Origin of the sequence: Stenotrophomonas humi (assembly GCF_001431415.1) — a bacterium.
In the GTDB taxonomy this organism is placed as follows: Bacteria; Pseudomonadota; Gammaproteobacteria; order Xanthomonadales; family Xanthomonadaceae; genus Stenotrophomonas; species Stenotrophomonas humi.
Window position 1 is genome coordinate 54,172 of record NZ_LDJI01000015.1, and the last position, 21,920, is coordinate 76,091.

At 60.1% G+C, this 21,920-nt stretch carries 19 protein-coding genes; 5 read left to right on the forward strand and 14 right to left on the reverse strand.

The features are described 5' to 3' along the window. Positions 1-82 precede the first annotated feature (82 nt). Entirely contained in the window at positions 83-790 is a 708-nt protein-coding gene (locus ABB26_RS08740; RefSeq protein WP_057633294.1) for a hypothetical protein, read from the forward strand. A gap of 160 nt (positions 791-950) precedes the next feature. Continuing rightward, the gene (locus ABB26_RS08745; protein WP_057633295.1) at positions 951-1,247 is read left to right on the forward strand and encodes a hypothetical protein; all 297 of its coding nucleotides are present in this window, start codon (positions 951-953) and stop codon (positions 1,245-1,247) included. Between the two features lie 322 nt (positions 1,248-1,569). Here the strand turns inward: ABB26_RS08745 and ABB26_RS08750 are convergent, their stop codons facing one another. Next, positions 1,570-2,004 (reverse strand): hypothetical protein, encoded by a 435-nt coding sequence (locus tag ABB26_RS08750; protein WP_057633296.1) that lies wholly within the window; start codon positions 2,002-2,004, stop codon positions 1,570-1,572. A 138-nt stretch (positions 2,005-2,142) separates the two neighbouring features. Here ABB26_RS08750 and ABB26_RS08755 point away from each other — a divergent pair, with 138 nt between their 5' ends. Then, the gene (locus tag ABB26_RS08755; protein WP_057633297.1) at positions 2,143-3,222 is read left to right on the forward strand and encodes a site-specific integrase; all 1,080 of its coding nucleotides are present in this window, start codon (positions 2,143-2,145) and stop codon (positions 3,220-3,222) included. Positions 3,223-3,375: 153 nt separating this feature from the next. Here the strand turns inward: ABB26_RS08755 and ABB26_RS08760 are convergent, their stop codons facing one another. The 12 genes from ABB26_RS08760 to ABB26_RS08815 form a co-directional block, all read right to left on the reverse strand. Beyond that, positions 3,376-4,413, reverse strand: coding sequence for a hypothetical protein (locus ABB26_RS08760; RefSeq protein WP_057633298.1), 1,038 nt, complete (start codon positions 4,411-4,413; stop codon positions 3,376-3,378). A 1-nt stretch (position 4,414) separates the two neighbouring features. Continuing rightward, entirely contained in the window at positions 4,415-4,633 is a 219-nt protein-coding gene (locus tag ABB26_RS19245) for a KTSC domain-containing protein (protein ID WP_057633299.1), read from the reverse strand. 5 nt (positions 4,634-4,638) lie between these two features. Beyond that, positions 4,639-6,543, reverse strand: a complete 1,905-nt coding sequence (locus ABB26_RS08770) for an ATP-binding protein (protein WP_057633300.1) — start codon at positions 6,541-6,543, stop codon at positions 4,639-4,641. Then, a complete protein-coding gene (locus ABB26_RS08775; RefSeq protein ID WP_057633301.1) occupies positions 6,530-7,732 on the reverse strand; it encodes an SIR2 family NAD-dependent protein deacylase in 1,203 nt (400 codons plus the stop codon). Before ABB26_RS08775 ends, ABB26_RS08770 begins: the two co-directional genes overlap by 14 nt. Positions 7,733-8,207: 475 nt before the next feature. Beyond that, positions 8,208-9,620, reverse strand: a complete 1,413-nt coding sequence (locus ABB26_RS08780; protein WP_057633302.1) for an MFS transporter — start codon at positions 9,618-9,620, stop codon at positions 8,208-8,210. Between the two features lie 497 nt (positions 9,621-10,117). Next, positions 10,118-10,978, reverse strand: a complete 861-nt coding sequence (locus ABB26_RS08785) for a hypothetical protein (RefSeq protein WP_057633303.1) — start codon at positions 10,976-10,978, stop codon at positions 10,118-10,120. 24 nt (positions 10,979-11,002) lie between these two features. Further along, the gene (locus ABB26_RS08790) at positions 11,003-11,209 is read right to left on the reverse strand and encodes a heavy-metal-associated domain-containing protein (RefSeq protein ID WP_057633327.1); all 207 of its coding nucleotides are present in this window, start codon (positions 11,207-11,209) and stop codon (positions 11,003-11,005) included. A gap of 201 nt (positions 11,210-11,410) precedes the next feature. Further along, positions 11,411-11,854, reverse strand: coding sequence for a Cu(I)-responsive transcriptional regulator (cueR, locus tag ABB26_RS08795; RefSeq protein ID WP_057633304.1), 444 nt, complete (start codon positions 11,852-11,854; stop codon positions 11,411-11,413). Positions 11,855-12,114: 260 nt separating this feature from the next. Continuing rightward, the gene (locus ABB26_RS08800) at positions 12,115-12,381 is read right to left on the reverse strand and encodes a glutaredoxin family protein (RefSeq protein ID WP_057633305.1); all 267 of its coding nucleotides are present in this window, start codon (positions 12,379-12,381) and stop codon (positions 12,115-12,117) included. A 70-nt stretch (positions 12,382-12,451) separates the two neighbouring features. After that, on the reverse strand, positions 12,452-13,957 hold the full coding sequence (locus ABB26_RS08805; RefSeq protein ID WP_269792849.1) for an efflux transporter outer membrane subunit: 1,506 nt from the start codon (positions 13,955-13,957) through the stop codon (positions 12,452-12,454). Beyond that, positions 13,954-17,130, reverse strand: a complete 3,177-nt coding sequence (locus tag ABB26_RS08810) for an efflux RND transporter permease subunit (protein WP_057633306.1) — start codon at positions 17,128-17,130, stop codon at positions 13,954-13,956. Before ABB26_RS08810 ends, ABB26_RS08805 begins: the two co-directional genes overlap by 4 nt. Next, positions 17,127-18,293 carry an efflux RND transporter periplasmic adaptor subunit gene (locus ABB26_RS08815; protein WP_057633307.1) on the reverse strand — a complete coding sequence of 389 codons (1,167 nt, stop codon included), beginning with the start codon at positions 18,291-18,293 and terminating at the stop codon, positions 17,127-17,129. Before ABB26_RS08815 ends, ABB26_RS08810 begins: the two co-directional genes overlap by 4 nt. A gap of 645 nt (positions 18,294-18,938) precedes the next feature. Between ABB26_RS08815 and ABB26_RS19680 the strand changes: the two genes are divergently transcribed. Beyond that, positions 18,939-19,157, forward strand: a complete 219-nt coding sequence (locus ABB26_RS19680; RefSeq protein ID WP_083490748.1) for an IS3 family transposase — start codon at positions 18,939-18,941, stop codon at positions 19,155-19,157. 294 nt (positions 19,158-19,451) lie between these two features. On the opposite strand, the gene ABB26_RS08820 is transcribed toward ABB26_RS19680, so the two are convergent. After that, positions 19,452-20,351, reverse strand: coding sequence for a LysR substrate-binding domain-containing protein (locus tag ABB26_RS08820; protein ID WP_057633308.1), 900 nt, complete (start codon positions 20,349-20,351; stop codon positions 19,452-19,454). A 522-nt stretch (positions 20,352-20,873) separates the two neighbouring features. On the opposite strand from ABB26_RS08820, the gene ABB26_RS08825 reads away from it, so the two are divergent. Continuing rightward, positions 20,874-21,920, forward strand: a complete 1,047-nt coding sequence (locus tag ABB26_RS08825; protein ID WP_161809028.1) for an efflux RND transporter periplasmic adaptor subunit — start codon at positions 20,874-20,876, stop codon at positions 21,918-21,920.

A 21,920-nucleotide genomic window follows, 5' to 3' on the forward strand; every position in this document is an offset into this window, starting at 1 on the left:
AAGCCGCACACACCGCAGAGAGCAAGGAGGATGCTGGTCATGCCAGAATCCCCCGAATGGAATGAGCGCCTAGGGGGGCGAGATGAGCAATGGAGACCACAAAGTCTCGACGATCGAGATATGGAGTGCCGGTGTATTGCTGTTCTGCGCAGGCGCGATGTTTGGAGGCTGGGCCACCGGAACATTCAGCACGAAGGGCAATGCAGCTGATTGGGTTGCAGCACTCGCAGCTGCAGTGGCGGCTGCGGGCGCTTGGGTGATCGGCTTTATGGCTTGGCGCATATCGCAGCGCTCCCAAGAACACAATGAGTATGTTCAACGAGAGGACAGGGAGCGGACTGAGAGACGCGATCGAGCGCTTATTAGGAATCTGAGATATCAGCTCAGAAACATAGTTGCGGGTGCACAAGTCATTCTTCAGAAGGAAAGCATTAGCACGCTCCCTAGGTCGGCCGTACTTAGAACGGTCGGCACATTCGCCGGCAACTTCCTTCACACAGATCGAATGATTGACGTACTTCCGCTGCTGAGACCAAAACAGGTGACCTCGTTGGAGCGGATTCAATCTCTTGTCTTCGTCACCACTGCGGCCAGGAGAAGCTTTGAGGAGAGCGCCAATAGTCGGGACCTCACTCAACCGTTGAACGAAGTCGACATGAAGTACTTCGGCAACCTCATCACTCAGCTGACTGAGCTCAAAGCTACTGCGGAAGCGTTTTTGGCACTGCTCGCGGATGAGGACGCAGATGGTCAGAACGAGAAGGCGAAGACCGCTCCGCGTCCGGGCTAGGAACATTGCTCGCAACAGTAATTGACCCATCTCGCAGCCCTCCCCTAGCGCCCTAGAAGCCCGCATCCGGCTCTAGGGAGACCGGGACAGGTGTTGAACGACATTCGACACTGGGCGGATGTAAACTGATGCTCGACACTCCTGTCAAGAGACATTCAACATGAGCCGAATTAATCACCTCATTGACGCAGCCCAACAGGCATGCGGATTGACCTCGGACAACCAACTTGCAGGCAAGCTGAAAGTGTCGCGGAGCGCCGTTTCTGTCTGGCGGAAGGGCGGAAAAATTACCGATGAGCACTTGGCGGCTCTGGTGGAATTGTCCAAAGTCGACCCGTCTGAAGCTATCAAAGTCCGGGCCGAACAGGCTTCTTCAAAGGCCGAAATTCGCCTTTGGAATCATATGCTTACCCGCCTTGCTTCGGCTGCTATGCTCGGCGTTATGTATATTATGTAAAACAAAGACGGCTTTGGCTCTGCCGTTTACAGCACGATGACCTTTCCACACAGCCCGCATGACAGCCCGCCCAACTAAAAGTGTTACGCCGCTCAACGTATTAGTGCTACTTCTTTGAAGTTGGCGCCCCTTTCAAGAAAGTAACGACTTTAGTTGGCGTCCAGCGTGCTCAGCTTGAGCTTGCGCGACCGGCCGTTGCGTATCACGAATGGCTGCCTTGATCGCTGCAGGGATCTTGGTCAGTTGCCCCTCCAAGACCTCAGATGCAGCTGTCCACCGTGGTTCAGGGCAGTCCAAGCAGAAAAGCTGAGCAACCGACGCATCAGCGGGTTTTTGCCGTCTTCTTCCTGGGGGCTGAAAGCTTACGCTTACTACGCAAAGCCGCCTCGATAGCCGCAGGAATCTTGGTCAATTGTTCCTCCAGGACTTCGGATCTCGCCCGTTGCCGGTCCGTCTCTTTCGCCGCCTCAGTCGCTGCCTTCTGGGCAGCCTTCAAAGCAGCGGCCAGTGACTGCTCGGTTGTGGCGTGGAGCTTTCCTGCAGATGCCAACTTGACCTGTGCTTCCTTGGCCTGCTGACGGGCTTGATCGACTTCCCGTGCGGCACGATTTTCGACAGATCTGGCGTGTTCCATCAGATTATCGCGCTCAGATCTGGCCAACTCCTGCGTCTCGTGCAGCCTAGCTTCCAGCCCCAGTCTGGCGATATCAAGTTGCTCCTGCCGCTGATCCGCAGAGGCACGTTGTTGCGCCGACACTGCGAGCTGTGACTTCGGTGATGCCGCGGGCCATGCTGACGTCTCCTGTATCGGCGCCCTACTCTATTGATTGCGTACTCGCGATAAGTGATGATTATCGCTAGTACGCACTCTATTTCATAACGTACATTACATATTATGAAGCGAAATAGCACATTACCTGCCGTGGCGGCGACGGCCGCGAACCTGGTGCTCCCCGAGCAGCTGGCCCAGCAGGCTGCCGACGCAGTGCGTGAACTGCTCGCCGAAGCGGCTGCGGCCAACACCACCCGCAGCTACGCCACCGCCCTGCGCTACTGGGCTGGCTGGTACCAAGGCCGCTACGGCATCGAGCTCACTTTGCCGGTCAGCGAGGCTGTGGTGATCCAGTTCCTGGTCGATCACATCCAGCGTAAGAGCAAGACCGGCCTGGTCAGCGAGCTGCCGTCGGCGCTGGATCAGGCTCTGGTCACGGCCGGTCTCAAGGCCAGGGTCGGCCCCCTGAAGCTCTCGACCGTGGTCCAACGCGTGGCCGTATTGTCGACGGCGCACAAGCTCAAGCGCCAGGCCAACCCGTGCGAACTGCCCAGCGTCCGCACGCTGCTGAGTCGGGCCCGGCGCGCCGCGGTCAAACGCGGCGAGCGGCCCACCAAGAAGACCGCGATCACGCGCCCCGAACTGGAGGCCATGCTGGCCACCTGCGACGACACCCTGGAAGGCCTGCGTGACCGTGCCCTGCTCTGCTTCGGGTTTGCCAGTGGCGGGCGTCGACGTAGCGAGATCGCGGCCGCGGATATGCGCGACCTGCGCAAGGTCGGCGAGGACGGCTACATCTATCGGCTGGAGTACTCGAAGACCCAGCAGGCCGGGGTGACGGCGGACTCGACCCCGGACAAGCCAATCCTGGGGCGCAGCGCCGACGCGCTCACTGCCTGGCTGGAGGCGGCGGGGATCCATGAGGGAGCGATCTTTCGGCGGATCTGGAGGGAGCGGGTCGGCCCTGCCCTGCTCCCGGGCTCGGTGGCCGCGATCGTAAAGCGCCGGGCCCGGTTGGCGGGGCTGGAGGGGGATTTTGGGGCGCACAGTCTCAGGTCTGGATTTGTCACCGAAGCTGGCAAGCAAGGCGTATCCTTGCCGGCGGTGATGGCGATGACCGAGCACCGTTCCGTGGCGAGCGTGATTGGCTACTTCCAGGCCGGAGCTGCGGAAGATAATCCTGCCGCTCGCTTGCTGAAGTGATCTGAGCTCGTCTGCAAATGGCCAAAGGCCCGAGATCAGCATTTGCATGGCCGTCATCATCGAGTGACACAAAGTAAAGCGGCCGAAAACTGACTTACAGGTTTAAGGTGCTAACTCGGGACAAGGCCGCCTGCAGGGCGGGAATTCGAGATCTCAGGCGCAAAGGTCGCCGATCTCGCGTTCGACGAGCCGGAAACGCTCCTTGACCTCTTCACCCGCATAAAAATCGAGCATGTCTTCCTTAGTGAGGGTCCCCTCGGCGAGGAACTTGATGAGGTAGCGCTGATTGAATTCGGCAAGAAGGATTCCTTTCTCGATCTGCGCGAGGATCTGCTTCATATTTTCGATGTTGGCGGTGACGAGATGCTTCACCAACGCCATGTCTCGCGCATCCTTGATCAGCCGGTTCACGATGATCTTGAGGACGTCGGTGTCGAGCTCGAGCGTCTTAGCATTGAGCGCAATGTCGCGCGCCAGCATGTAAGCGATGGCGAGATTGCGATAATCGCCCTTCTGAGAATCTATAATTGCGATCAGGCCGATACCGGGAAGGAACTTCAGGTCCTGGACGGCGGCGAGGATGCTGTTGTCGACAAGCGATGCGTCGAACACGATGATTCCGGCCTGACCGTCGCGATTGGCCTGCGCTTCAAGCAGTTGGCTCCAGGCGGTATCCGCTTTTTTGGTGAAGACGTCCTTAGTCTGGATGTCCCCCAGGCGGATGCTCTTGTCGAACTTGCACTCGATCACGATCCGCTTGCCGCTGTCGCCGGCTAGATGGCAGACAATATCGCCTGTCTTGTTGCGACGGATCATACCGGCGCGATCGCCGGTCAGTTCGATCCTGTCTGTGATCTTCTGGCGATCGAAAAACTCCGAAAGGAAGTCGGCGATATCAGCCTCGGCGAGCACCCCCTTCACTGCCGACCGATAGAAAAGTTCCTTCTTCATGTCGAAGATAAACTTCAGGCTTTCGAGCTCGGTGCCGAGCTCGTTCGCGGTTCGCGAGAGGAAGCTTGAAAGCCGGTCCTCCATGAGCGCCAGAACGCCAATATAGAGGGCCTTGTGGAGCTGCTCGTCGCGATCCGCGGCGGCGAGCTTGTTGAAGAATTCGAACAGGATTCTGTTGTCGACCTCGAATGCACCGAACTGAACGCGAATATTTTTCTGATCGAGGCTGACAAGTGGCATTTTAGACCCGGCTGTAACGATAGTGACCCTTGATAGACGCCGCGAGGAACTCCCCCTTCGATCCTGCCTGATCGAAGGCCTGAGCGAGCTGCGGCGGCACTTCATAATATTGATAGCGACTGCCGTTGAGAAATTCGACTTCGAGCAGCAGCTGATCCTCGTCATAGCGGATTGCAGCAATGTTCGACGATGTAAAGGGAGCGAATTCGTGCCAGGCCATGTGTGTCATTCCTTTTTGGGTGGAGTGTGGACCGGGTTCTGCTGGAGCCAGGTCTCGACAAAATAGCGATAGTCCGCGGGGACATGGGTCTTCAGATTCCAACCGCCCGGCGTCATCGATTCTTCGGGCGCGACCTCGTCGCAGATTAGTGGATCCTGGCTGTCGGGACGACGATCGCGGGGTGGCGCCTGGATCATGGTGCGCATCGGTAATCGAACCGCTTCACCTAAGATGATCGCCTCACCGGTGCGCAGCACTGGCAGCATACTTGTCAGGCCCTCAAGATTGTCCGAGAGCGCGCTGGTCACATGCGAGCGATCGGTGGAATTGCTCAACCGCATCGCGAAGAAGGTCCCGCACTGCGACAGGATCGTCGGGTTGATCTCAGCCGGGCGTTGGCTGACGATCATCGCGCCAATCCCATATTTGCGACCTTCCTTGACGATACGCTGCGTCGCGATCGAGGCTGCGCTGCTCCCATCGCCGCCAAGATAGCTGTGCGCTTCCTCCATAACGACGAGCAGCGGACGCTCGCGGCCACCTTCCGATAGGTTCCGGGCCCAAAAGAGGCCGTCGTAGAGAACGCGCAGGATATTGCCGATTATGTCGTTCGTCACGGTCGAGGGGATGCCCGACAGGTCGAGGATAGTAATCGGCTTGTCGCTGCCGAGCCATTGGCCGACCAGGTCGGCGAGCGTCTTAGTCGTTTTCCCGTCGAGCTCGGGATGCCAGTCACCTGCCTTCAGCAAGAAATTGTAACGGGCGACGCGAAGCCGGGCACCGAGTGCCTCGAGCGCCCCTCTTATGTTAATGCCGTCAGGGAGATAATTGATCTTCTCCTTGTCCGCCCCGATATTCTTGACCTTGCGGAAACGAGGCGGGATGCCCGCTTGGGCGTCACCCACCAACTTCGCTTGTGAAGCGTCGAGCTCATAGGCCCAGTTGGCCGGGTTGAGGGGGGTCGCATTGTCGGCACTGAAATAGGTGCCAAAATCTCGACAATACAACTCATACCAGAGCTTGTTGAGTGAGAAAGGAACCGGGCTGTCAGCGGTAATGCTGGCCGGATCAACGCCCTCGATGGGTTGCGCGACCAAACTCGCGATCTTGGCTTCCAGAACCTGTTCAAGAATAATGTTGCGTGCCTTGCCGTCCTGCGGAAGGCTTCCGAGCGTCACCCGCATGAGCTCATCGAAGCTCAGCGCCCAGAAGGGAATGCACAACTGATGCTCATTGGCGTTGCGAGCATCCGGACTGATCTTGAAGATATTCGCTCGATCGCCGAGTGCCTTGCCATACTCGCCGTGGAGATCGAGCACAACGATCCGCGCTGACGGAAAGCGGCTTTCGTCTGACAAGACATTCAAGAGCCCCGCGACCGTCGTCGACTTGCCCGAACCGGTTGTCCCGACCACGGCGCTGTGACGGGTCACCAGCTTGTTGACGTCGACCAGCGCATCAATCGACTCGCTGCCCGCGACGTAACCGACGCGGACGAGGTGGTTCTGCTTATCCGACCGGCCATAGATCGCCTGAAGATCGGCTTCGGAAACGAGATGGACCTCGTCCTCGAAGGTTGGATACTGCGAGATACCGCGCTGAAACCGGCCCGTCCGATAGCCCTCGCCGATCAGTTGGACCGTCATCCAGCGTAGGCCATTGGGCATCGAAAGTGCGGCCTTCTCAGGAACCGCGCTCGCCCCGACCTGCGACACGATCCCATAGAGGTCGACATAACCAATCGGGATTTTAACGAAGCTGCCGATCTGGCCGATCTTGTGGCCCTGGCCGTGGACAAAGCTCAGGCCCGAGAAGCGGTCCGACGTCAAGGTGACGCTGACCGACGTCCCGCTCACGTCCTGGACCGTGCCGATGACGGTCGCTCGGTCGGCTAGGTCAGGCCGGATCATCGCTCGTCCTAGCACCGGAGAGACCACGCAGCAGCGCGCCGAGTGCAGCAAAGTCGCCGAGCCGCACGGTGACCTTGTCGCCGTCCTTCACGAGGATACTGGGCGGCAACACAAGGTCATCCGCGCCGTCGCCTGTCCAGTCACCCGGCGTGCGACCGATGATCGCCTTGTCGAAACCCAGCAGGCTCAGATTCGGGGTCGCCAGCGCGCACTGGCACGCGAGCTTGTACTTCTCTGCTTCTAGCTCGCCATGGACAAAAGCAAATACATGCGCAGTCGGGTTCGCCTCAAGGCTGCGGCATATGACGTCGTTGATATGCTCGTCTGCGAAGGAATAGCCGCAGATGAAGAGTAGCGACGACGGCGCGAGCAGGAATGCCTTCAAGCGATCAAGCATCGCGAGATAGGGCATCTTGCGGCTCTGATCATATTTGAGATGCGATGGGTAGATCAGATAGCTCTGCTTGTCGGTCTTCTGATCGGTTCGAACGACGTCCGTCTCGTTCTCCAGGCGCCAGTTGAGTGAGCCATGGATCTTCCACAGCCGAGTCCATCGCGGTGGCAACAAGTCCTCATCCTCAACAGCACCGAGGTCGAAGAAAGCCTTGCGAGCTCCGATGAAGCCGTCGAAGTAGGGCGCCGAACATTCCTCGAGCGCTTGCTCCATGAGCAGGTCGTAATTGGTTGTAAAGAGATGGACGGGCCGCTCACGGCGGATTGAGCGACTCCAGATCGCCAGATTGTGATAGGGGCTGTCCTTTGTCGGAAGCGTGCGGGTTACCTCCTTGGAAATCACATCGCAGACACTCTTGTCGAGAGCGATGAGATCGGCGGCGGTCAGCCCACGCACATCGCCGGCGCCGGCGACACTCGCAAACACGCGGATGCGGCTGAGCAAGAGCTCAATGTTACCGCCATCACCGCCGTCATCGGTCACGATTTTGACGATCTTGTCCCAAGTCGACGGGTTGGCGACGTCCTTGCTGGACAGTTGTTCCGCGATCACCTTCGTCAACCCTGCCACGTCCCAGATCAACGGGTCGGTGATAGTTTTTCCATCCTCCTCGCGCTCATTGACGCGGATCGACAGTGGGCATCCTGCGCCTAGAAAGAAGCCGATGGGTTTACGGTTCTGCGACAGCGCCTGCTGAATGAAACTAATCTGTCGAACCGGATCATGTTTGTGCATCTCGCCCCCTAGCCAGCACTCCCCCACTGGGATGGTATCAGTAACCCTTGATCGCTTGTTCGAGAAGGCCAGCTCCCCCTCCCCTACCCCCGATAAATCTTCCTAATCCTCCTGATCTGCCCGGCCATTCTCTCTGCCAGAAGCCGTCTGTTCCTCCCGAAAACCGGACGGGCGTTCGGGCTCTGCTCTACTCTTACGATAGACCTCGCTTAAGTCAGCTTCGATAGATGTTTGTAGATCTCTCTGAGCCTTGAGAGCAACAGCGGGAAGAGGTTCCTTTAACTTCATTTGATCGATATAGCGTCGATCAAATAATTCGCGACTCATGAGGCGGAATGACGTGTTCTCGATCGACGGACCTCGGACGAGGTTCGCCGAGCCGGAGTAGACCTCGCCCAGTCTTCAGCAATGCCGGCATAGGGATTGCTCCATGCCGTTGTCAGCGGAGGCTTTGCCTCCGCTGACTTGAGGGCGGTTAACCGACCGGCACCTCTTTTTGCGGACCGGTAGATCCAACGAACATCAGAGCGGCGAGCGCCGCCAAACCGGCCGTAGCGCCCGCTCCCAGGAAAGCGACCTGGAAACCCGCCAGCATGCCTTCGGCGGTCTGGCCTTGGCCGGAACCGAAAGTCGAGAGCGCAACCATGACGGCTAGACCAATGGCAGAGCCGATCTGGTAGGTAGTATTGATCAGGCCCGAAGCTAGGCCGGTTTCCTCAGGCTTGGCGCCAGCCATGCCAGTCATCGTCGTTGGGATATACGCCAGCGCCATACCGAAGGCGGCGAGGAGGGAGGCCGGGAGAACGTTCACCGCGAATGAACCGTCCAGCGGCAGATTTCCGAACATCAGAAGTGCGCCCCCCATCAGTAGCAATCCGAGCACAAGGTTGGGTTTGACGCCAAGCCTTCCGATCAGCTTGCCCGAGAACCCGACCATCACAATCATGATCGTTGCGGTCATCGGCAGGAGCGCGAAACCGCTGGCCAGCGCGGAGAGGCCAAGAATCTGCTGAAGATAGAGATTCAGGAAAAACCAAAGCGGGATCCAGGCGGCACCGAGCAGTGCCATCACAAGATTGCCCGCTGCCAGGTTCGGCGCCTTGAAGATAGCCAAGGGAAGAAGCGGCTCGCGTCGCACGAACTGGACAATCAGGAAGACAACGAACAGGGCGACCGAAATCCCCAGCAATGTCAGAATCTGCGGAGAACCAAGCCCAGCCGACTCGATGGTGACGATGGCATAGACCAGGCTCACAAGAGCACCTGTCACGCTGATCGCCCCAAACCAGTCGACGGCGCCGTTGCTGCGCGGAGACTTGCGGAGCACGGCCGGAATCAGTGTCAGCACGAGCAAGCCGAGCGGCACGTTCACCAAGAAAGTCCAGGGCCAAGTCATCCATTCGGTGATGACGCCCCCCAAGAACACCCCTGCCGAGCCACCGGCGGCAGCGGCGGCGCCCCAAAAACCGAATGCCTTGCCAAGTTCGGCGCCATCGTGCCCGAAAAGGCGCATGACGATCGTCAGTGCGGACGGGGCAATCAATGCGGCACCTACGCCCTGCAGTGCACGGCCAGCAAGCAGCATTTCTTGGTTTTGCGCCAGCCCTGCCAGCAGCGAAGCCGCGGTAAGGATGACAAATCCGCTCGCAAAAATGCGGCGGGCACCGAGCAAGTCGCCCAACCGTCCCCCAAGCAGCAACAGGCCACCAAAGGCGATCACATAGGCATTGAAGATCCAGCTGAGCCCGCTGGCGCTGAAACCCAGATCAGTCTGCATGGCAGGCAATGCCACACCGATGATGGACGTATCAAGGATCACGATGAACTGAGCCGCGCAAAGCAGAGCCAGGGCGGCCCATCTCTTCGGATCAGGTTTGTTTTTCTGCATTGGAGTTCCCCAATATCAATTGTTCGCTTATTGCGATTGATATCGAGTGTTCGGCTTACAACGCTGGCATGGTCAATAGATAAACCCAAAGCTTTTGCGCAGCACGCCTGGGCAAAACCTTAATGGACTGCTCCGCAGTCAACGGCTACCAATGCCATGGCAAGTGGAACGTGCAGGCCATCGCGTCTGTCCGCTGCATTCTTTGTCTCCTTTCTCAAACGGTAACGCACAAGACCCGGACGATGCCGGGCCCTGTGCGTTTACTTGTTGATGAAATCAATCGTTGGACTTGCGACCGCACTGTTCGGGGCGGGTTTCCATGTACATCGAAATTCGCGAATCACTGAATCTATGCGGATCCCTATCGAAGTCTTTCACAGCGGGGTCATCCGGCAAGGCAGATGTACCGGAAGCTCGATTCCCGGGCTATCCGCCCAAGCATGCCGTAGCTGGGGGTTTACCCCAGCCATGGCTACAGCGAGGTGGGAATCTGCAGCTTACGAGCCCTTAGCGACATCAACGACGAACGGAACTGTACGAATTTCATCATTGCCCATGAACTGAATCCAAAGTGCATATTTACCTGCATGAGGCGGCTTTGCGTGGAGCATCATCTGTGCGGACACCGGGCCGGACTGGCCATGCTCTGAACCGTGTTTGCCATGTCCGCCGTGTGCAGTTTCGGCCGCATCTGCCGACATCGCATGCGCGTGAACATACGCAAGGTCATCGGTGCCTACGAACACCGCGTGGGCCGGCACACCAAGGTAGAGGTCCAGATCTTGCGCCGGCTGGCCGTTCTTCAGAACCGTCAAGGTCAACATGTTTTCTTTTCCGGCCTGCAGTCCCATCTGATCCAACTGGATCGTATAAGGGCCATCCTTCCCTTCCTGGTGAGACGGGATTGCCTGCGCTACGGCATCGACAGGCGCATCCACGGGAACTTCGAATCGAACAACCTGCTGACCGAGACCGGCGGGGACTGCGTCAGCGAAGACATGGTAGACGCCTGGCTTGGGAAAGTTCATCGCGACCCGGAACCGGCCATCTGCCCCAACCTTGCCAGGATGCTCGTGCAGGAAGCTGGAGAAATTGCTGTCGGTTGCCAGAACGTGCAGCTCCTGACTCAGTTCCTCGTCAAAATGCGCTATGCGCTTGCCGGTGGTCTTGTCGGTGAAGGTGATCAGCAGCTCGCGAGAAAGCGGGCCGGTTTCTTCGACGGAAAGTTCGGCAGTGACTTTTTCGGCAGTGCCCGAAAGTGCGAAGGTTCCGTTGAGGACATCATTCGAAGCCGACGAAGGTAATGCGGCTGTACCGATTGCGGCCACGCCGAAAGTGAGCAGTTGTTTGATCAACATGGAATTTTTCTCCGAATGAGGAAATCAGCGGCCTAGCTGCGGGTGATGTGGATATCCGGCCTCTGCCAACGTGGCGAGGAAGGTCGCTTCCTCCAGCGCCGTTTCTATGCGCACCAGGCGCGCCGGAACATCGGTTTCGATCTGCGCCAACGGGTCGACGCTCAGCAACGCGTTCTCCAACGGCTTGGCGCACGAACTGCAGGTCATGTTGGGAATATGGAACTGAAGCATCTTGATCTCCTGAGTGATTGTCGCGCCGACCACCTTGGGTGTTGACTGCGTGGCAATGTCAATCAGCAATCCAGCGAGATCGGCGCGTCCATTTCTTTCAGTTCAGATTGGCGGAACGCGCGACGCGGGTGATGACCATCTGCGGGTGTCGTACTTACTGGAACAGCACGGATCTACGCAAATGCGTTACCCCTTGCAGTCTCAAGAGGAAGGTTCCGCTGTTCTACGCCCGCGCGACGAGGCAGATGTTTCCATGCCGAAGTCCGCCAAGCCCTCAATGATCGGGCAGTCGGGACGGTTGTTTCCGTGGCAGCTGTTGGCGAGCGTGTGAAGCGTATGCGCCAATGCTTGCAGTACGGTGATCTTCTTCTCAAGGTCGGCGACATAGAACAGCGCCGCCTTCTTGATATCGCCACTGGGCCGCTCGCGATCACGCCACAACAGGAGCAGCTCGGAGATCTGCTTGACGGTCCAACCGAGATCACGCGAGCGGCGTATGAAACGCAGGCTATTCGCATCCTGCACGGTGTAGTTCCGATAGCCCGCCTCGGAGCGCGTTGCACGTGGAATCAGGCCGGTTTTCTCGTAGTACCGGATCATCTTGGCCGAAACGCCCGAGAATGCGGCAGCTTGCCCGATATTCATGGTTTCCCTCTTTTGGGTCTGCTCGGTTGGCGTGGGTGCGTTGCGGGATTGCTTGCCAGGAGCTTCCCCTCACCCCAACCCCTCTCCCGTAAACGGGAGAGGGGCTTAGTGCGCTCCGGCGTTTGTGGGGGCGGCGATGCGCGCGTGGACGTTGCCAAGATGCAGGCGAGCGTCTTCGCAGACGCGTATGGCTGCTTCAACCATCAGGGCATATCGGCATCGCGCGATACGCATGGAACACGTTTGTCCCTGACCGTCGCTCAGACGCCTTTGGACAGACCGAGTGCGACGGTCAAGAGCGGTTTCTGCGTGAGAAACGTGCCCTGAAAGAACGCATCACCAATGACAGTGATCGGCGCCAGACGCGCACCCGTGCGCGCCCTCGCCTCCTCCATGACGTCGCGCCTGGAGAGATCGCGCTCTTCGAAGTCGATGCCCTCGTGACCAAGCCAGGCTTTCAGCGTGTCGCAATCGGAGCAGCTCGGCGCCGTGTAGAGAATGATGGGCTGATGGGATGAGCTAACCATGGTGGTCTCCTGCAGGCGGCTATCAAGCTATCCCTTTGAGATGAGCTTGGGGATTGCAACGGTGGAAAGGTCAAGCGCCCGGCAGGAGACCGGTGAATCGCGTATCCGACGCACCGCTGGCACCACCGCAGTCAATGTCTGCCCGCGTGCATGGCACCCAGCCGCCGCCCAGTGATTTGTAGATGCTGACGATGGCCAACCGCTGATTGGTGCGGGCCACGACCAAGGCCCGTCGGCTGGCAAAGTCGGCACGTTCTGCATCGAGGACTTCCAGATAGATGCCTTCCCCGTGCGAAAACTGTGCCCGCGCAAGGCTCGCGGCCTGCTCCGTGACAGAGGCTTCCTGGAGACGAAGCTGCAGGGCGGTGCCGGCCGCGCTGAAAGCACCGAATGCGTTGTCGGTTTCTTCCAGCGCACGCAGCACGGCCTGGTCGTAGCGAATCAGCGCCTCGCGGGCACGCGCCTCACTGGCCGCGATCCTGGCGCGAACCCGCCCGGTATCAAGGAAGGACCAGCGAAGCAGCGGTGCAAAGAGGCTGGACAACGCGGAGCTGCCGCCGGTGGAGCCCAGGCTGCCGGCAACCACGCCAATCGAACCCTGGATCTCAAGCTGCGGATACAGACCTGCCGTTTCCACTCCGATGCGCGCGGTGGCCGCAGCGAGGCTCAGCTCGGCGGCGGCGATGTCCGGGCGCCGCACCAGCAGCGTGGCGGGATCGCCTACGGTGATCGTTTTCACCGCCAATATCGGCCGTGCGGTTGACGATGAGGGCACAACGAACGTCTGTGGCGTCTCACCCAGCAGGATGGCCAGCGCGTTGGAGGCAACCGTGCGGCGACGCTCCAACTCAGGCGCTTCCACTTCCACGCTGCGCAGCGCCGCTTCTGCACGAAGGCGGTCGAGCTCATTGGCCGAACCGGCTTCCACCAATCCTTCGACCAGACGCAGGCTGTCGCGCTGGCTTTGGGTGATGTCGGCAACCACGCCCAACTCCGCTTCGATGCCGCTCAGCTCGAACCAGCTGGCAGCCACGGCCGCCGCCACACTCGCCTGCACGCCCCGCAGCAGCGCCTCGCGGGAACCGGCGTCAGCGTGAGCCGCTTCAGCCGAGCGGCGGACGCGGCCGAACAGGTCAATTTCCCATGACGCATCAATCGCAGCCCGATAGGTCTCGCTACGGCGTGCCTGCCCCGGCGCCGTTTCCACTTCACTGCGCCGGAAGTTGTCATGGCTCACCCCTACACCGCCCTGCGGCAGATAGCCTTGCCGGCTCTCGCGCAGCATGGCCCGGGCCTCATCCAGGCGTGCGGTGGCAATCCCGATGTCGTGGTTGGCCGCCCACGCACGCTGGATGAGCGAGGTCAGCTCCGGATCGTCGAAGGACTGCCACCATTCCGCATCCACTGCGCCCGGCACCAGCGCCGCAGAGGTCGCACCGAAGTCGGTCGGAAATGCCGCCGACGGCAAGGGCGGCGGCGAAACCCACGAGAAGTCGGGGCCCACCGATGCACACGCGGTCAACAGGGCGCCTGCACCAAGCGGAAGCAGGTTCAACAAACGGTGACCATTGATCACGATGCGATCTCCTCTGGACGACCACCCGAGCCGGACTTTCGCTTCTCGAAACGAGAAGAGATGCGACGGATCAACACATAGAACACCGGCGTCAGGAACAGACCGAACACGGTGACTCCCAACATGCCCGCAAAGACGGCGATGCCCATCGCGTGACGCATTTCCGCGCCAGCGCCGGTGGCCAATACCAGCGGCACGACACCGGCAATGAAGGCAAGCGAGGTCATCACGATGGGGCGAAGCCGTAGTCGACAGGCTTCCACCACCGCATCGACGGCGCTCATTCCGTCCGCTTCCAGTGTCCGGGCAAACTCGACGATCAAGATCGCGTTCTTGGCTGCCAGCCCGACCAGGACAATCAGGCCAATCTGCACGAACACATTGTTGTCGCCCCCCATCAGCCAGACACCACCAATCGCGCTGAGCAGACACATGGGCACGATCAGCAGCACCGACAGTGGCAGCAGCCAGCTGTTGTACTGCGCAGCGAGGATCAAATAAGCGAGCAGCACACACAGCGGGAAGATGTACAGCGCCGCATCGCCGGCCAGCTTCTGCTGGTAGGTCAGCTCGGTCCATTCGAAGCTCACGCCTTCAGGCAGCACTTCCTTTGCCAGGCGTTCCATCACCGCCACCACCTGCCCCGAACTGACGCCCGGCGGTGCCCCACCGGAGATATCGGCGGATGGATAGCCGTTGTAATGAATCACACGGTCCGGCCCCGAGCTTGGCGTCACCGTCACGAATGACGACAGCGGCAGCATCTGTCCAGCGTTGTTGCGTACCTGCAGCTGACCAATCGCCTCGGCCTGCATGCGATGCGCTGCGTCGCCCTGTGCGGTGACCTTGTAGGTGCGACCGAAGCGGTTGAAGTCATTGATGTACAGCGAACCAAGGTAGACCTGCAGTGACTCGAACACATCCGCCAACGGCACGCCCTGACTCTTGGCCTTGGTACGGTCGATCACGACATCAAGCTGCGGCGCGTTGACGTCCAGGCTGGTCATCAGCCCTGCGACCTGGCCGGATTCGGTCGCCTTCATCATCAGAATCTGGGTCTGCTGGACCAACGCATCCAGCCCTACCCCGCCACGATCCTCTATCTGCATCTTGAATCCCCCTGTTGCACCCAGGCCCGGCACGGGCGGCGGCGGAAAGACACCAAGGAAACCATCCTGGATGCCGGCGAACTTCGCCTGCAGCCGTCCTGCGATTGCCGTCGCCGCAAGATCGGGCGATGCACGATCCTTGAACGGATCAAGCATGACGAACATCACAGCCGCGTTGGGCACGTTGACGAAGCCATTGATCGAAAGTCCCGGGAACGCGACCACGCTTTCGACACCCGGCTCGGCAAGCGCGATCTTCGACATCTGCTTGACGACCTCGTCGGTGCGGTCCAGCGACGCGGAGTTGGGCAGCTGTGCGATGCCGACCAGGTAGTACTTGTCCTGCATGGGCACAAACCCGGGCGGCACGACCTTGAAGCCGAACAGGGTCAACGCCAGCAGTCCGCCGTAGACAAACAAGGCCACACCACTGACGCGCACGAGCTTGCGCACGCCGTTGCCATAGGCCTCGGGCGCACGCTCGAACGGACGACTGACCCACTGCAGCGCACGCTCGGCACGGCCACGCAGGCTGCGCGGATCACGCGGGCTTGCGATCTTGCGCGGCTTCAACAACATCGCGGCCAGTGCCGGGCTGAGGGTGAGCGAGTTGACCGCCGACAGAATCGTCGAGATCGCAATCGTGAGTGCGAACTGACGATAGAACTCGCCCTGCAGGCCAGTCAGGAACGCCGTCGGGATGAACACCGCAGCAAGCACCGACGTGATGGCGATGATGGGGCCGGTCACCTCCCGCATCGCACGCCTTGCCGCTTCTATCGGCTCCTGGCCGTCCTCGATATGCCGCTCGACGTTTTCAACCACCACGATCGCATCGTCCACGACGATACCGATGGAAAGCACCAGGCCGAACAATGACAACGTGTTGAGTGAGAACCCCATCAAGTGCATGACCGCAAACGTGCCGATCAATGACACCGGCACCGCCAGCAGCGGAATCAGGGACGCGCGCCAGTTGCGCAGGAACAACACCACGACGATGACGACCAGGAGGATCGCTTCCAACAACGTGGTAGCCACCGACTCAAGCGAGGCCCGCACGAAGACCGTCGGGTCATATGCAATGCGCGAGCTCAGCCCTTCCGGGAAGCCTTTCTCAAGCCGCTGCATGGTCTCGCGCACGGCGGCGGAGACATCGAGTGCATTGGCGCCCGGGCTTTGAATGATCTGCAGCGCCACCGCTGGCTCGCCATCAAGCAGGCTGCGCAGTGCATACGCATCGGCGCCCATCTCAATCCGTGCCACGTCGCGCAGTCGCGTGACTTGTCCATTGTCGCCGGTGCGGATGATGATGTCGCCGAACTGTTCTTCGTCGGTCAACCGTCCCAGTGTGTTCACCGTCACCTGGAAGGCGGCGGTTGAATCGGGTGCCTGTCCCACCGAGCCGGCGGCAACCTGCACGTTCTGCTCGCGCACGGCGGCAATGACGTCGCCGGCGGTCAGACCACGCGCCGCAATGAGGCTGGGGTCCAGCCACAGTCGCATGCTGTACTCGCCCGCGCCCCAGACCAGCACGTCGCTGATGCCGGGAATGCGCGACAGTTCATCGCGGACCTGCAGGTACGCGTAGTTGGAGATGTAGAGCGGGTCGTAGCGTCTGTCCGGCGACAGCAGGTGGACCACCATCAGGATGTCCGGCGAAGTCTTCTGGGTGACGACGCCCTGGCGCTGCACTTCCGCCGGCAGACGCGGCAACGCACGCGACACCCGGTTCTGCACCTGCACCTGCGCCATGTCCGGATTGGTGCCGTCGGCAAAGGTGACGGTGAGGATCATCCGGCCGTCGGTCGCCGATTGCGACGACATGTACATCATGCCCTCGACACCGGTGATGGCCTGTTCCAGAGGCGCGGCCACCGTCTCGGCGATGACCTTGGGATTGGCACCGGGATACGACGCCGTGACCTGCACGGTCGGCGGCGTGACCGCGGGATATTCGCTCAGCGGAAGCTGGAAGAACGCGACGATGCCGGCGATCACCATCAGCACCGAAAGCACGATGGCGAAGATCGGTCGATCAATGAAGAAACGCGGGAAATTCACTGCGCTGCTCCCTGTTTTGCAGGCGCTTTAACCGGCGCGCCATAAATTGCGCTCGCCTGCGGCGTCACCTTCATGCCCGGGCGCACCAAGCCCTTTACGACAATGCGTTCGCCAGGTTGCAGCCCCTGCTCGATGACCCGCAGTCCATCCACCACTGGGCCCAGTTCCACAGGCCGGTATTCGGTCGTGTCGCCCTTCCCCACCACCAGCACGTAGCGGTGGCCTTGATCGGTGCTGATCGATTGATCCGAAATCAGGACGCTGCTCTTTGATGCCCCAGCCTCCAGCCTGACCTTGGCGAACAGACCCGGTGTCAGTTGACCATCCGGGTTGTCGATCACCGCGCGCACGCGCACCGTACCCGTCCCGCGATCCGCCGCGTTGGACAGGAAATCGAGCCGCCCTTCGCGGGTGTAGTCCTTGTCGGTGACCAGCGCGACCGCAACCTTGGACGAGCCCGAACTACCAGCAGAACCGTCCGACCGTCCCGCCGCCAGCGAACGCAGATAGGTGCGCTCATCCACATCAAAGTAGACGTGAAGTGGATTGATCGAGACGATCGTGGTGAGCGGCGTTGCGCCACTTGCGACGTAGTTGCCTTCGGTGACCAGTACCTGCCCCACCCGACCGCTGATCGGGGCGGTAACACGGGTGAAGCTCAGATCCAGCTGCGCCGCGTCCAGCGCCGCCTTGGCGGCGTCCACCTGTGCCTTGCCCGAATTCAGCGCGGCCGTGGCGGAATCGAGCCGGTTGCGGGCGACAATTTTCTGGGCGAACAACTGTTCGGTACGCGCGTGGTCTGCATGGGCGAGTGCCGACGCCGCTTCTGCTTCGCGCAAACGCGCGGCGGCGGCATTCCGTTCTGCCTGGAAGGGCCTGGGGTCGATGTGGAAGAGCTCCCTGCCCTTCTCCACGAAGCTCCCTTCCGGAACGCTGACTGCCTGAATATAGCCGGCGACCCGTGGGCGCAGTTCCACCTGTTTTACGGCGGTCAGCGAGCCGGTGAACTCGGCGAAGGGCGTTACCGGTCGCACGATGACTTCCGCTACGGGCACACTGGGCGGCTGCGCGGATCCAGCGCCGGACGCGGACTCCTTGCAACCTGTTAAAGCAAGTGCGGCGCTGATCGCCACTGTCATCAAGGTGGTGCGCGTGATTGTCATCGTTGTGCCTTTCGCGACTGCGGTTGGGTATCTGGTTTGCTGAACCGAAGTGGCTCCGGCGGGATTTGTCGGGCATGCCACGCTTGGAAGGTCAAGCACTTTCTTTACTGGTGGCCGTTTGCGCGGATGTGCTGACCAATCTGCGGGCGCATCGATACAGCCCGCCGCGCGATGACGGGCAAGCCGGCCGCAGAGGATCCGTTGCATATGGAAGACGCCTACTCATGTGCCAGCGCAAGGCTTTTACCGACGACCGAGCCTGCGCAACGCCGACACCTGTGGGTACTAAGCGCTACCGTGGTCAGAGGACGGCGCTTTTTTTTAAGCGCCCTTGAAGCGAAACAGCTGGAGCGCGTTGAGTGTTGCCAATGCAGTGGCACCGGTGTCCGCCAGAGCCGCCACTCAAAGGCTTGGAGTTCCCAGGATTTCCTGGACAGAGCTGAACCCTGTCAGGGATAACCTCGGGAGACAGCCATGTCTAGAGGCAAGGTCACCAGCAAAACCCGGTGAGCTTACAAGTTCATCGATCCGCATCGAGATGAGTTCAGCATACAGACGGTGTGTCATCTGCTAGGTGTTGCTCGGGTTGGTTGCTACGCTTGGTGTGAACATGCGGCTTCTGATCGAGCCTAGGAAAATGCCCGGTTGCTTCGACTGATACGTGCATCGACTATCGCTAGCCACCGCATTTATGGCGCACCCAAGGTATTTCTCGACCTGCGGGAGAGCTGGGAGACATGCAGCAAGAACCGGGTTGCTCGCTTGATGCGAGAGAACGGGTCGCAGGCGTTGCACGGCTATCGCATACAGCATCCTGCGGTGCTAATGCCGCACGTCCATATGCCCAATCCACTCCGGCGTTAGTTCACCGTATCGCAGCCGAACGAGGTAAGGGCTACGGATATCACCTGCATCCGCACTTGAGAGGGCTGGCTGTACTGAGCGTCGGCTTGGCTCTGTTCTCAGGCAGAACTGTTGGCCGGGCGGTCAGGCCGCCGATTCATCGAAAACTTGTTCCGGAGGCCGACAAGAAAGCCGTATGCAGGAGACGCCCACGTGCTGCCTTGATCCACTCGGATCAAGATTCCTAGTATCAGAGCGATGCATGGCAGCGCTTCTGCAAAGGCAAACAACTTGGGGGTGATGCTCGACATCCAATCAAAACGAGGATCTATCGACCTGTGCTTCGCTCTGCAACCAACTCAGAAACGAGGCAACTGCAGGTTTCTCATCCACGCGAGGCAAGGTGACAGCATAGTAGGCAAACTCCGTCGGCCACGCATGATCGAAGGCAATCGACAGCCGCCCGCTTGCCACCTCGGCCTGTACGTATACGTCACGTACCATGGCGATCCCTTGGCCCGCCTCTGCCGCACGGATCAGCAGCACGTCATCATCGAAGGCAGGTCCTCGCTCGATGCGCGGATCGTATGCCATCCCCAATGCCTTGAACCAGAGACGCCAATCGCTTCGATCCGAATCCTGCAGCAGCGGATACTTCAGGCAGTCCTTTGGCGTGCGGATACGCGGCCCATCGGCCAATAACCGAGGGCACGCTACCGGCAGGAATACCGGCGATGCCAGATGTCGCGACACTAGCCCGGGATACTGGCCAAGCCCGTGACGAATCGCGACGTCGATGCGGTCACGACGCAGATCGACCAGCGCCGAAGATGCCTCCACACGTATCTCGATATCCGGATGCTTTTCGGTAAAGTGGCCCAGACGCGGAACCAGCCACGATGCAGCGAAGCTCGGCACAGTGCTTATCGTAAGTGTTTGTCGCCCGTTGATCGCCTCTAGTACCGCCATGCTGTCCTGAATTGTGTCGAAGGCGCGGAGCAAGGCTGGATACACCTGTGCACCGGCCGGGCTGAGCGAAACACCATGGCGATTGCGTACGAACAAGTTCACGCCTGTTCGTTCTACCAACAACTTCAACTGCTGACTGACCGCCCCCGGGGTAACCCCCATAGCCTCGGCTGCCGCCTTGAGGCTGCCGCACCGGCCCGTCTCGACGAATGCGCGCAACGCCAGCAACGGAAGGACTGCACCCATGATGTTAGTTATCCTGAATTTTTACTTTAGAAAAAATGATGCCGGCGCAACGCGCCTGTCTTAAGCATGGGCCATGCATAAAAGTAAGGAAAGCTAAATATAGGGGATCTAGAATTCGGTTCATCAGCACGCGCGATTGGCCGCATCAGTGAACCCAATCCGATCCCCATCGAACACCCCCTCTCATCGGATTATCGCCAGCTCTGGCGCCCTGGCCGCCTATAGCGACGGATTGGAACGCAAGACAGCCCTGCAAGGCTCACTCCGCCAGACCTCGTTGTGTAGCATCAATTTAGACAATCTATTTTTCACTTGAAGATAAGATCGTTTTTTGCGGCAACCGGCGACGCCTAGACTGCAGCCATTCTCCAGTCTCGGGACATTAGCTGAAATGATTTTCTCAACAACTCCGCGGGCGAGGCGATGAGCCCCGTCGCCAATAGCCGTCCTCTGCGTCGCTCCGTCCTGATAGGCATTGCGCTGGGCGTGATCACCCTGCTTGTCGCCCTTACGCTATTCGACATGTACCGCAAACGCGGCGCAGCCGCCGCAGCGTCGGCTGCGGGCACACCAACGGCAGTGCCGGTGGTGGTCGAAGCCGCACGACGCGAAGCACTGCCCAAACAAATCGAAGCTATCGGCACGGTGGTGGCTGATCAGCAGGTGCTGGTAGCGGCCGAAGTTGCCGGCCGGATCACCGCCCTGCATTTCAGCAGCGGTCAGTCCGTCAAAGCAGGCACGCCATTGGCACAGCTCAATGACGCCCCCATGCAGCGTGAGCTGGAGCGCCACCGCGCTGCAGCGACGCTGGCGGATGCGAGCCTGGCTCGTGCGCACCGATTGAAGGATCTGGTCCTATCGCGTGCCGAGTACGAGCAGCATCAAGCCAGCCACGCTCAGCAGCATGCACAGGTGGCGCAGATACTGGCGGAGATTGCACAACGCCGTGTGCGTGCGCCGTTCGATGGTGTGCTGGGCGTACGCCAGGTCAACCTTGGGCAATTCGTAGAAGCGGGTACACCAATCGCCACGCTGACCGACCTTCGTCATCTGCACGTGGACTTCCGGGTGCCCGAACGATTCCTCCCGCTGCTGAGCGAGGGCCTCGCAGTGCAGCTGAGCGTTGACGGTGTTTCCGACAGCGGCGTGGTAGGCAGGATCAGTGCCATCGACCCACGCGTGAACCAGGACGACCGCATGGTCAATGTACGCTCCACTCTTACCGCACCAGGCAAGGGCAACTTGTGGCCCGGTGCTTTCGCCCGTGTACTGGTAACGCTACCGCCCGATCCCCCTGCAGTGACCGTGCCGGCGATCGCTATCAGCGCGTCACTGGCCGGCGACTCGCTCTATGTCGTACGTGAGAATGCCGGCAAGCCACAGGCACGTCTGCTGCCGGTTCAAACCGACATGCGCCATGGCGACCGCATAGCGCTGCGGAACAGTGACCTGCAGGCTGGTGAGCTGGTGGTGGTCTCCGGCCAGATCAACCTGCAGGACGGCGCATGGGTAAGCATACCTGCGAGCGCGGCCGCGCCTAGCTCCATTGCCGCACGCAAGGAGCAGTGA